Origin of the sequence: Burkholderia sp. BCC1208 (assembly GCF_902833095.1) — a bacterium.
In the GTDB taxonomy this organism is placed as follows: Bacteria; Pseudomonadota; Gammaproteobacteria; order Burkholderiales; family Burkholderiaceae; genus Burkholderia.
The window spans coordinates 452983-465029 of sequence record NZ_CADFDY010000004.1 but is presented as its reverse complement, the minus strand read 5'-3'; the positions used below and the strand labels follow the sequence as shown (position 1 = coordinate 465029).

General features: G+C 65.5%; 8 protein-coding genes and 2 pseudogenes. 5 read left to right on the top strand and 5 right to left on the bottom strand.

The genetic code is table 11. The features are described from left to right. Window positions 1–13 precede the first annotated feature (13 nt). Together HWX09_RS12470 and HWX09_RS12465 are read right to left on the bottom strand one after the other, a co-directional pair. The gene (locus HWX09_RS12470) at window positions 14–1042 is read right to left on the bottom strand and encodes a transporter (protein WP_027783398.1); all 1029 of its coding nucleotides are present in this window, start codon (window positions 1040–1042) and stop codon (window positions 14–16) included. 218 nt (window positions 1043–1260) lie between these two features. Then, complete coding sequence (locus tag HWX09_RS12465) at window positions 1261–2247, bottom strand: hypothetical protein (protein ID WP_027783397.1); 987 nt, start codon at window positions 2245–2247, stop codon at window positions 1261–1263. A gap of 121 nt (window positions 2248–2368) precedes the next feature. Here HWX09_RS12465 and HWX09_RS12460 point away from each other — a divergent pair, with 121 nt between their 5' ends. The 4 genes from HWX09_RS12460 to HWX09_RS12445 all read left to right on the top strand — a co-directional run bounded on the left by HWX09_RS12460 (window position 2369) and on the right by HWX09_RS12445 (window position 9422). After that, the gene (locus tag HWX09_RS12460) at window positions 2369–3214 is read left to right on the top strand and encodes a M15 family metallopeptidase (protein ID WP_027783396.1); all 846 of its coding nucleotides are present in this window, start codon (window positions 2369–2371) and stop codon (window positions 3212–3214) included. Between the two features lie 304 nt (window positions 3215–3518). Next, window positions 3519–7493, top strand: coding sequence for a type VI secretion system membrane subunit TssM (gene tssM, locus HWX09_RS12455; protein ID WP_027783395.1), 3975 nt, complete (start codon window positions 3519–3521; stop codon window positions 7491–7493). Next, complete coding sequence (gene tagF, locus HWX09_RS12450; RefSeq protein ID WP_027783394.1) at window positions 7490–8479, top strand: type VI secretion system-associated protein TagF; 990 nt, start codon at window positions 7490–7492, stop codon at window positions 8477–8479. Before tssM ends, tagF begins: the two co-directional genes overlap by 4 nt. Before the next feature lie 4 nt (window positions 8480–8483). Continuing rightward, window positions 8484–9422 carry an OmpA family protein gene (locus tag HWX09_RS12445; RefSeq protein ID WP_027783393.1) on the top strand — a complete coding sequence of 313 codons (939 nt, stop codon included), beginning with the start codon at window positions 8484–8486 and terminating at the stop codon, window positions 9420–9422. Window positions 9423–9514: 92 nt separating this feature from the next. Here the strand turns inward: HWX09_RS12445 and HWX09_RS12440 are convergent, their stop codons facing one another. From HWX09_RS12440 to HWX09_RS12430, 3 genes and pseudogenes are all read right to left on the bottom strand, one after another. Further along, complete coding sequence (locus tag HWX09_RS12440; protein ID WP_027783392.1) at window positions 9515–9709, bottom strand: hypothetical protein; 195 nt, start codon at window positions 9707–9709, stop codon at window positions 9515–9517. Window positions 9710–9730: 21 nt separating this feature from the next. After that, window positions 9731–10535: pseudogene (locus tag HWX09_RS12435) on the bottom strand (hypothetical protein). Between the two features lie 61 nt (window positions 10536–10596). Next, on the bottom strand, window positions 10597–11451 hold the full coding sequence (locus HWX09_RS12430; protein ID WP_027783391.1) for a DUF3304 domain-containing protein: 855 nt from the start codon (window positions 11449–11451) through the stop codon (window positions 10597–10599). Window positions 11452–11758: 307 nt separating this feature from the next. Between HWX09_RS12430 and HWX09_RS12425 the strand changes: the two are divergent. Further along, window positions 11759–12007, top strand: a pseudogene (locus HWX09_RS12425) (OmpA family protein); the annotation flags it as partial. Between the last annotated feature and the right edge of the window lie 40 nt (window positions 12008–12047).

Genomic DNA, 12047 nt, shown 5'->3' with positions numbered 1-12047 from the left:
CTCGAATGCCGCGCTAGCGATCGTCACGGCGCCGAAACGCCCACCACGCAGCCAGCGCGGTGAAACCCGCGACGAGCAGCACCATCAGCCAGAAGCCGTGCTTGTTCTCCGAGAACGGCACGCCGCCGACGTTCATCCCGAAGAAGCCCGCGACGATGTTGATCGGCAGCGCGATCACGGTGACGAGCGTCAGCGTGAACAGCGTCCGGTTGTTCTGCTCGTCCAGGCGCGAGCCGATCTCTTCCTGCAGCAGCTTGATGCGCTCGTTGAGTCCCGACAGATCGGCGAGCACCAGCGAGAATTCCTCGGTCGACTCGCGCAGCTCCTGCACGTCTTCCGTGTGCAGCCACGCGGGCGGCTTCGCGAGCAGCCGGAAGATCGAGCCGGGCTCCGGCGCGAGCATGCGCTGCAGGCGCGTCAGCGTGCGGCGCATCGCGCCGAGCTCGATGCGGCTCGACGTGAGCCGCTGCGACAGGAAGCGATCCTCGATGCGGTCGACATCGACGCTCGTGCGCCGCATGATCTGGATCAGCAGGTCGGCCTGGTCGCGCAGCAGGTGCACGAGCAGTTCCGCGGGCGAGCGGAATTGCTCGCCGTCGCGCACGCACGCGCGCAGCGTGTCGACGGAGCGCAGCGGCTTGAGCCGCGCGGTCACCATGATGCGCCGCTCGACGTGGACGAACAGCGTCGCGATCTCCGACGGCGTGAGCTCGAGATTGAACATCACGTCGTTGACGACGGCGCGCAACGCGCCGTCCTCCTGCTCGATGCGCGTCGAGCGCGAGCCTTCGTGCAGGAATTCGAAGAAGCTGTCGGGCAACCCGAGATGCGTGCGCATCCAGCGTTCGCTCGCGCCATGCGCGAGATTGAAATGCAGCCAGACGAAATCGCCCGATGCGGCCGCGCCGTGCTCGCGGCACGTGCGCAACCACGCGGCGGCCGCGTCGGCATCGAGCATCGCGCCGGCGCCGCCCGGAACGAAGCGGAATCCGCACACCATGCCGGACGTATCGGCGCCGTAAGTCTGTACGATCAGATCCATCGTGTCGAAGGTCGTGCGGCGCGCGGCGCGCGGCACGCCGCACATCGCGGGTCGCGGGCCCGCGCCGGGAAAGATAGGAAACGTATGCCCGACGGGCGTGACGCGCTCGTGACAGTGTCACGCGGCATCCTACCGGCAGCCGCTCCTTGCCCCGAAAACAACGCGCCGCCCATTGGGCGGCGCTGACGGGAAAGACATCGCGGCGTGCGCGGCACGCGTTACTGCCGCGTCTCCGACTGCGCGGCGCTCGGGCACGCGGGATCCTTGCCCCAGTGGCCGTCGCACACGCGCCAGCGGCACAGCTGATCCTCGAAGAAACCGCGCTCCGAACACTCCTTCACGCGCGACGCCAGCGAGCCGCCGGTCGCCGCCGCCGTCTTGGTCGGCACGGCCTGCCCCTTCTGCGCGGCGAGTTTCTTGTCGGCCGGCTTCGTGCGCGCGACGAGCGCGGCGAGCAGATCGGCATCCGGATCGTCCTTGCCGCCCGCCTTCGCGGTTCGGGTCGGCGTCGCGTCGCGGCGCTTCTTCGCCTGCGCGAGCTCGGCCTGCTGTTCCTTGCGATGCTTGCGGGCTTCGGCCTTCGTGTCGGCCTTCGCCTCGGCTTTCGTGTCGGCCTTGCCGTGCGCGGCGACCTTCGTGCTCTTCGACGCGTCGGCCTTCGCCGTCTTGGCCGTCGCCGCCGCGGCGGCCGCCGCCGTTGCGGCTGCGCCGGCCGTGGCCGCGCCCGATGCGTCGTCGGCGCCGTTGGCAAGCGCGCGCGACAGGCGGCTGTTGTCCGCGGCAGACGCGGCCGAAGCCGATGCAACGGCCTGGGACGCCGAATCGTCGTTGACGATCGTGGCCGGTTGCACGGCCGACGCGGCGGATGCGCCGTTCTGCGCGACCTGTACGGCGGCGCCGCTGGCCGGTGCGGCCTTGTCCGGCGCAGCCGCCGCGGGTGCGGGCGCAGCCGCGACGACCGCGGGCCGTTCGCCCGACGACTGCTGCATGCGCCATGCGCCCCAGCCGCCGACGGCCACGACCAACGCCACCACGGCGGCGATCGGCGCCTTCAGCGAACGGCGCGGCGGCTCGGCGGGCGGCGTGACACGCCCTTCCAGATCCGCGAGAATGCGCGACTGCCGAGGTCCTCCCTCGCCTGCCGGTTTAGTATCGGACAGCAGGCTGGGCGGAGTTTTCGAATTTGAATTTTCCGGCGCACTCATTCAGCGTCTCATTGAATCCTGGTTTAATTCACCGCGATAATATAGCCCGGCCTCTCGAAGCAGCCTGATTCTAAGAGCAAGCATTGCAAAACACAATCAATTCCAATTTCCGGGGATTTCGTTGATAGCCGTCGCACTCGTCGCCTATTTCGCCCTTGCCGTCGCCGTCGCGGCACTGTTGCTTTTACCGGGTATCCGCGCGACCGTTTTTGAATCCGTCGCCCAGTTTCACGGCCGCCTTACGCGTCGTGCGAACGATCGCGCCGCGCGCACGCGGAGTCAGATTGTTAAATCGGCAAGCGCGACGCGCGGCGCATTAAGCGATGTGCAAAATTTACTGGTTCGGCGGCGCTTGATGATTATGGTATCGGCAGGTATTCTTGCGACGCCGCCATTGGTCGCCATTGCGTTACGCGGCCGGCAATTGTTCCAGTACGACGACACGGCGCGCGTGCCCGACGAGAAAATCGCCGCGTTGCTGCAGGGCGAGCAACTCGTGCCGCCCCCGCCGCTGCCGCCGGAAGTCTTCGCCACCAAGGAAGTCGAACAGGTCCGCCCGGCGCTGAAGGATGCGAGCCGCGACTGGAACCTGCTGGACCCGGATTTCCGTACGCGTTTGCTGCTGGTCTACAAGATCATGCACGAACAGCACGGTTATGAAATGGCGTTGCTGGAAGGTTACCGGAGCCCGGAACGGCAGAACCGGCTGGCACAGATGGGCAGCAACGTGACCAACGCGGCAGCCTTCCAGAGTTATCACCAATTCGGGCTGGCGGCCGATAACGCATTCCTGCGCGACGGCAAGCTGGTCATTTCCGAGAAAGATCCGTGGGCGATGCGCGGCTACCAGTTGTACGGCCAGGTCGCCGAGCAAGTCGGCCTGACCTGGGGCGGCCGATGGAAAATGATGGATCTCGGGCACGTGGAATACCATAAACCCGGTTTTAAACTGGGACGCGGCAGCTAGCCAGGGCTGCCGGACAAGAAATAATGAGGGCGGCATGGGGCTTTTTAATCACCCGGCAGGAAACGATCTGGGCGGCGCAAACAATCGGGCATTCCGGTGCGCGATTTTTTCCGGCCGCCGCTTCCGTTTTAAATCTCACAGCGTCCTTTCGTTAATGCGCGCGCCTTCTCCGATGCCGCGAGCGCGTTGATGCCAGCCTCCTCCTTCATCCCGTTTGACAGCATGGCGACACATCGCGGCGCCACCCTTGCCGCTCGGCGCGCCTGCGTCGCCTCACCGAATCGCACCGGAACCTGAACGTCCTATGCAACGCATCCTCAACGTGCTGACTCATCCGCGTACGCTCTCGATCGTCGGGATCGTCGCGCTAGCGGCCATCCTGTTCATCGTCGCCGACATGCTGCAGTTGCCGCTCCTGTGGGCGGCGATCGCATTCGCGGCGGTCCTCGCGCTGTGGCTCGTCGTCGCGCTGTGGCGCCGCTGGCGCGTGAAGCGCGCGAACCAGCAGCTCGGCCAGGTGCTGGAAGAGCAGGCGGAAACCGGCAAGATCGCCGCACCGGCCGCCGCCGCGCTCGCGCCGGACGCGAAGACGGCCGATCTCGACGTGCTGCGCACGCGCCTGTCGGATGCGGTGAAGACGATCAAGACGTCGAAGATCGGCCAGGTGTCGGGCGGCTCCGCGCTGTACGAGCTGCCGTGGTACATCGTGATCGGCAACCCGGCCGCGGGCAAGAGCAGCGCCGTGCTCAACTCCGGCCTGCAGTTCCCGTTCGCGGACAAGAACAGCGCCGTGATCCACGGCATCGGCGGCACGCGTAACTGCGACTGGTTCTTCACGACCGAAGGGATCCTGCTCGACACGGCCGGCCGCTATTCGGTGCACGAGGAAGACCGCAGCGAATGGCTCGGCTTCCTCGGGCTGCTCAAGCGCTACCGTCCGAAGGCGCCGATCAACGGCATCATCGTCACGGCGAGCATCGCCGAACTCACCGGCAACCGCCCCGAATTCGCGATCAACCTCGCGAAGAACCTCCGCCAGCGCGTTCAGGAGCTGACGGAAAAGCTGGAAGTGTTCGCGCCGGTCTACGTGATGTTCACGAAGGCCGACCTGATCACCGGCTTCACCGAATTCTTCAGCAGCAGCGACAAGCACGAGTACGACCGCGTGTGGGGCGCCACCCTGCCCTACGAACCCGACGACAAGCGTGACGTCGTCGCGCAGTTCGACACGCACTTCGAGGAACTCTACGAAGGGCTGAAGGAAATCAGCGTCGCGCAGCTGTCGCTGTCGCGCGGCAACCAGCTGTCGCCGGGCCAGTTGAGCTTCCCGCTCGAATTCTCGACGATCAAGCCGTCGCTGCGCGCGTTCCTCGCGACGCTGTTCGAGAACAACCCGTTCCAGTACAAGCCGATCTTCCGCGGCTTCTACTTCACCAGCGCGCTGCAGGAAGGCGAAACCAACAGCACGGCCGCGCAGCGCATCGCGCACCGCTTCGGCCTCGACGGAAGCGCGCTGCCGAAGCCGCACAGCGCGTTCTCGAAGAACGGCTTCTTCCTGCGCGATCTGTTCTCGAAGGTGATCTTCGCGGATCGTCAGACGGTGCGCCAGTTTGCGAGCCCGACCAAGACGCGGCTGCGCTACGCGACCTTCTTCGGCTTCGTCGCGGCGCTCGCGCTCGCGCTCGGCGGCTGGACCTGGTCGACGATCGGCAACCAGCAGCTCGTCGCGAACGTGCAGGCCGACCTCGACAACGTCACGCGCCTGCAGCAAGGCCGCAACGACCTGCAGTCGCGCCTGCAGGCGATGGACATCCTCGAGGACCGGATCGAGCAGCTCGAACAGTTCCGCCGCGACAAGCCGATGTCGGTGTCGCTCGGCCTGTACCAGGGCGACCGTCTCGAGCAGCACCTGCTGACCGAGTACTACAACGGCGTGCGCCAGATCCTGCTGGCGCCGGTCTCGCAGAACCTCGCGTCGTTCATGAAGGACGTGAACGCGCACCCCGACCAGCTCGTGCCGATGACGCGCCCGCCCGAATCGGGCGCCGTGCAGGGCGGCACGCTGCCGGTCTCGACGAACGCGGCAGGCGCCGCGCCGCAGGCCGGCGCCGTGCTGGCCGCGTCGGCCGCCGCGCCGGCCGCCGCCCCGCAGCAGGCGGCCGCGCCGCAGGGCGGCCTCTACAGCGACGCGTCGCCGACCAACGTGCAGGACGCCTACAACGCGCTGAAGACGTACCTGATGCTGTCCGACAAGCGCCACGTCGAACAGGCGCACCTGACCGACCAGCTCGCCCGCTTCTGGCGCGGCTGGCTCGAGACGAATCGCGGCAACATGCCGCGCGACGAGATGATCCGGAGCGCCGAGCGCATGATCTCGTTCTACCTGTCGCGCGTGAACGACGACGACTGGCCGATGATCGACGCGAACCTCGCGCTCGTCGACCAGACCCGCGAGAACCTGCGCCGCGTGGTGCGCGGCATGCCGGCCCGCCAGCGCGTCTACGAGGAAATCAAGGCCCGCGCGTCGACCCGCTTCGCGCCGATGACCATCGCGCGCATCGTCGGCGACGGCAACCAGGGGCTCGTGGCAGGCAGCTACGCGATTCCGGGCACGTTCACGCGCGAAGCGTGGTTCGACTACGTGCAGCCGGCGATCCGCGATGCGGCGACCAAGGAACTGCAGGCGAAGGACTGGGTGCTCAACACGTCGACGCAGGACGACCTGACGCTCGAGGGCAGCCCCGAGCAGATCCAGAAGACGCTCGTCGGCATGTACAAGACCGAGTACGCGCAGCACTGGCAGAAGTTCATGCAGGGCATCGCGGTACAGGGCTTCACCAGCTTCGGCCAGGCCGTCGACGGGATGAACCGCCTCGGCGACCCGCAGGATTCGCCGATCCGCAAGATCCTCGAGACCGCGTACGACCAGACGTCGTGGGACAACCCGTCGCTCGCGAACGTGACGATCAAGAAGGCGCAGACGGGCGTCGTGAACTGGGTCAAGCAACTGTTCTCGCGCTCGCAGGCCGGCCAGGTGGCGGCGGCCAACATCGACATCAACGGCAATCCGGCCGAGGTGCCGATGGGTCCGATCGGCCAGGAGTTCGTCGGGCTCGCGCGGATCGTCGCGACGCATGACGGCACGTCGATGCTGAAGGGCTACATGGAGTCGCTGTCGAAGGTCCGCACGCGCTTCAACGTGATCAAGAACCAGGGCGACCCGGGCCCGGGCGCGCGCCAGCTGATGCAGCAGACGCTCGACGGCAGCGGTTCGGAACTCGCCGATTCGCTGAAGCTCGTCGACGAGCAGATGCTGACGGGCCTGACCGATTCGCAACGCAAGTCGCTGCGTCCGCTGCTGGTGCGGCCGCTGATGCAGGCGTTCGCGGTCGTGATCCAGCCGGCCAGCGCCGAGGTCAACAAGGTGTGGAACGCGCAGGTCTACCAGCCGTTCCAGAGCTCGCTCGCGACGAAGTACCCGTTCGCGGCGAACGCGAAGGTCGAGGCCGGCGCCGGCGAGATCGCGCAGGTGTTCGGTCCGGACGGCTCGATCGCGAAGTTCGTCGGCACGACGCTCGGGCCGCTCGCGGTGCGCCGCGGCGACACGCTCGCCGCCCGCACGTGGGGCGACATGGGCATCGGGCTCACGCCGGACTTCACGAACGGCTTCGCCCGCTGGGTCGCGCCGCTCGCGGGCGGCGCGGCCGGCAGCGCGGCCGCGTCGGCCGAGCCGCAGACCGTGTTCCAGATCCTGCCGCAACCGAGCACGGGCACGACGGAATACACGATCGCGATCGACGGCCAGCAACTGCGCTACCGCAACACGCCGCCGCAGTGGACCAACTTCGTGTGGCCGAACCCGCAGGGCTCGCCGGGCGCGACGCTGTCCGCGACGACCTTCGACGGTCGCACGGTGCAGCTCGTCAACGAGCCGGGCCGCTACGGTCTCGAGAAGCTGATCAACTCGGCGCAGCGCAAGCGCCGTCCGGACGGCACCTTCGACCTGACGTGGGCACAGGGCAGCGTGAACGTGTCGGTGACGATGCGCATCATCAGCACGTCGCAAGCGTCAACCGGCGGCGGCGACCAGCCGCAGCAGCAGAGCCTGCGCGGCCTGCAGCTGCCGTCGTCGGTCGCCGACGCGAGCGCGGGCGCCGCGCAGAACGCGACGCAGTCCGGCACCGGCACGTCCGGTACCGGCACGTCCAGCACCGGCACGCCGGGCGCAGCACCGGCCGTCGCGGCCGCCAACGCAACGAATGCACAGAGGGCGCAATGACGCAAACCGTACAGGCGCAAATCGCCTACTTCGGCAAGATTCCGTCGCGCGGCGACTTCGTGAAGAGCGCGCACAACCCGCAGCTGCTGCAGACGCTCGATCGCTGGATCGCGCAAGCGCTGGAGCTGCTCGCGGAAGACCCGCGCTGGAAGATCGTCTACGAGGACGCGAAGCCGATGCATTTCGCGTTCCTCGGCTCGCGCAGCAAGCTCGCGATCGCGGGCCACATGGTCGCGAGCCACGACGTGTCGATGCGCCGCTTCCCGTTCCTCGGCGCAACCGCGCTCGAGGTCGACCGGCCACTCGCGTTCCTCGCGCGCAGCCCGCTCGCGTTCGCTCGGCTGTGGTCGCGCGTCGCCACGCAGATCCCGCCGCTGCTCGGCAAGGAAGAGCCGCCCGGCGCGCTGCAGGCGCTCGGCGACACGCAGGTGCCGATCGACATCGGCGGCCCCGGCACGTCGCATGACGGCACCTTCAACGATTTCGTCGAACACCAGTCGCTGTACGGCCTGCAGGAGATGCTGCTCGAAAGCGGTCATCCGGTGCGGCTGCGCGGCGCGATGCTCGCGCTCGGCTCGCTGCTGCGGCCGGTGATGCAGAGCGGCTCGTCGCACATCGAGCGCGGCCTCACGCTGCCGCTGCCGGTGGATCCGTTCTACCGCAGCCTCGTCGCCGCGTTCTGGCTCGAGCTGATCGCGCCGTTCGTCGCGCAGGCCGACTTCGAGCTCGCGATCTTCATCGGCTCGATCGCCGAGCGCGAACGGCTCGTCATCGGCTTCAACGGCGCGTCGGCGAAAACGCTGCTGAGCGTCGTCGACCCGCAGACCTACGCCGCCCACAACATCGACATCGACGATCCCGAGTGGATCGACGCCCATGCGCAAAACGATCATCAGATCAGCAAGCTCGTCAGCTACCTCGACCAACCGCAACTCTCGCTGCGCGTCGCCATCGACGCGTTCCGCGAAGCGTTCATCGGAGGCTGACGGGATGCATCGCATGAATCACGCACGACGCGCAGGCGTTTCGACCGCCCTCGCCGCGCTGTTCGCGGCCGGCCTCGTCGCGAGCGGCGCGGCCTTCGCGCAGAACACCGGCGCGACCGTCACGCCGGTCGGCAACGGCTCGGTCGCGACGACCGCGCTGCCGCAGGCCGGCTCGAACGCCGGGGGCGCGTCCGGCACGGTGGTGCACGGCACGGCCGGTACCCTCACGCCGCCGCCCGCGAACGCGGCGCCCGGCCAGGTGGTCGTCGGCGGCAAGGTGCCCGACGAAGCGACCAAGGCGTCCGTGCTGCAGAAGCTGCGCGATACCTACGGCGCGACGAACGTCGTCGACCAGATCGAGGTGGGCGACGTCGCGACGCCGCCGAACTGGAGCGCGAACGTGCAGAAGCTGCTCGGCGCGCAGCTCAAGCAGATCAGCAAGGGTCAGCTGAAGATCAACGGCACGCAGATCGAGATGAAGGGCGAGGTGCACAACGAAGCGCAGCGCCAGCAGCTCGCGAGCGACATGGCCAACACGCTGAACCCGACGTACACGATCAAGAACGGGCTGCGCGTGTCGGCGTCCGAACAGGGGGTGCTCGATCAGACGCTCGCGAACCGGACGATCGAGTTCGAGACCGGCAGCGCGACGCTGACGCCACAGGGCAAGCTGATCCTCGACCAGATGGCGGCCGCGCTCGTGAAGATGCAGAACCGCACGGTCGACATCATCGGCCACACCGACAACTCGGGGAACCGGACTTCGAACATCGCGCTGAGCCAAGCGCGTGCGGATGCGGTGAAGGGGTATCTGATCACGAAGAGCATTCCACCGCAGCAGATGACGACGACGGGCGTCGGGCCGGATCAGCCGATCGCGCCGAATGATACGGCGGAGGGAAGGGCGAGGAATCGGAGGATCGAGTTCCGGGTGGGGCAGTAGGCGAGCCGCAGCTGGCTCCATCGCGAGCCGGTGTGCGATCCGATGCGGGCGGCAGCAGCAATGCGCCGCCCGTTTTCGGTTAACGGCCGCCGTCAATGGGACGGTGTCGCGCCGCCATTGTAGTCCCGCGCCCACTCCTCGCTCTGCTTGGCCACCTGGTCAATACGTGCGGCGGCAAGATCGCCCTTCTTGCGCTTCTTTGCTTCCTTTTCGAAATCGGACGAACCGAATTCGTCCTTGTCTCGTGCGGCACCACGGCGTATGTCGATTTGATCATGCTTGCCCACTTGCCAATTGCCGCTCGAACGTCAATCCCGAGCCCGAGCATCTCTCCCATGCTGCTTCTTCTCCACATGTGGCGGCGGTATCAGCCCATCAGGAATCGTCGGCACAATGACCGGCTCAAACCTGTCGGTCGTCAACGCAAACAGTACATTCTTCGATAGCGACTGCATCGACTTTGCAAACATACCCGGCTGAGCAGCGGCCGTCTGCAAGACTCGCTGAATCTCCGGATGCGCATCGAACCGCTTGTTCACAAGCAAGCTGTAGTACGCGTACTGTTCGAGATCGCTCCGATCGGTCAGGTGGTATTTCAGCCATGCGCCAGCAACGATGCGAGCGACGCGTCGATGCGACTGTCCATCCGTGTCGTCAAACTTCTCGTCGAGTTTCGTTTGATAGTGAGTGACCATCCATCGCGACACCTCGACGATCGGAACGCGTGAATCGTCCAGAAGTCCACCGGGAAACTGAAGCTCGACGTGACGATCGGGGTAAAAATGAACTTCGAGAACACGACTTCCAACCTCGCCGGGAATGGGCGAAGGCGACATCACGACCTTCGTCTCGCTCTGCTGCATATGCGAGTCCTCCTGTGTCCAACGATCCGCATCGTAGTACCTCCACCGGACCGTGAACTCAGTTCCCTTGAGCTTGTAGCAACATGCCACGCTTCCTCCACCAGCACCGGGTGGATCATCTCCCCCCGCCGCTCGCCTGGTTTCCATATGCATCGGTAATGGTGAAACCGTCCATGTTGTACGGCAGATAATTCCGGCCGATCACCGAAATCCCGCTATACGCGGGTTCCGACTTGCCGCATGCTGCCATGGTCGTCACCAACAGGCACCCTGCCACTACGCGGCTCGCCGACCTCGAAAAATCCACGGCCCTATTCATTGATGTTTTCCTTCCAACCGCGCCGTTCGTTCACCACCCGCGGCGGCGGCAACAGGCCTGCGGAAATGGGCGGCACAGCCACCGCCGTGAATTCATCGCTTCTCAACTCGGACAGAACGCTCTTCGGCAGTGCCTGCATCGAAGTCGCGAATGCGCCCCACCGGCCTGCTGTGCTTTGCAAGATGCGCTGGACCTCGGGATGCGCATCGAATCGATCGTTGACGAGCAAACTGAAATACGCGTACCGATTCAAATCATCACGATCAGTCAAACGGTATTTCAACCACGCAGATGCAACGACGCGAACGATGCGACGAAACTGCTGATCCTCACGCTCGTCGTAGCGCTTGTTCAACTGCTCCTGGTAGTGACTCGATATCCAACGTGACACATCGATCATCGGAATGCGCGATTCATCCATCAGCGCGCCAGGAAACTGAAGCTCGACGTGACGATCCGGATAGAAGTGAACTTCGAGAACTCGATCACCGATCTTCTCCGGAACCTGCGACGGAGACAACGTAGCCTTTGCCTCGGCGTGAAGCGTTTCCTCGTTGCCTTTGTGCCACTGGTCGACGTCGACATAATTCCATTTGACCGTGAACTCGGTACCTTGGAGCTTGTAGCAACAAGTCACCCCCCCTACGCCACCCGGCAAGCTATTCCCTCCGCTTGCTTTGTTTCCGGAAGCATCGTTGATCGTAAATCCATCTATGTTGTACGGCAGATAGTTGTGAGCGGTAACCGAAACACCGCTATACGTCGGCTCCGACTTGTTGCATGCCGCCACGGCGGCCACGAGGAAACACCCCGCCAGCACGCGACTCACCATACTCGAACATCTCATTGCTCTACTCATTGAGTTTTCCTTCCGAATATTGCCCGCATGCCCTGCCGACGTATAGATTGCATTGGTTTCGCTCACTCGTGTCGTCAGACGAGTCCGTCTCTCGTTGCCCGAACTGCTCTCGATGCAATCAGCCATGCCGCGCAGCGTCCGCATGTGGCGACGGTATCAGCCCATCGAGAATCATCGACACGACGACCGGCTCAAACCTGCCGCTCGTCACCGCAGACGGTACATTTTTCGATAGCGACTGCATCGATCTTGCGAACATCCCTGGCTGGAGCCCAGAAGCCCACCAAGAAACTGAATGGCGGCCGCGCTCGCGAAGATGCAGAACCGCACGGTCGACATCATCGGCCACACCGACAACTCGGGGAACCGGACGTCGAACATCGCGCTGAGCCAGGCGCGCGCGGATGCGGTGAAGGGTTACCTGATCACGAAGAGCATTCCGCCGCAGCAGATGACGACGATGGGCGTCGGGCCGGATCAGCCGATCGCGCCGAATGATACGGCGGATGGTGGGGCAGCGAGGTGGCGGGGCGGCTCGCAGTGAGTCGCCCCCGTACGATCGGGGGCGTTAGCTATGCGGAAAG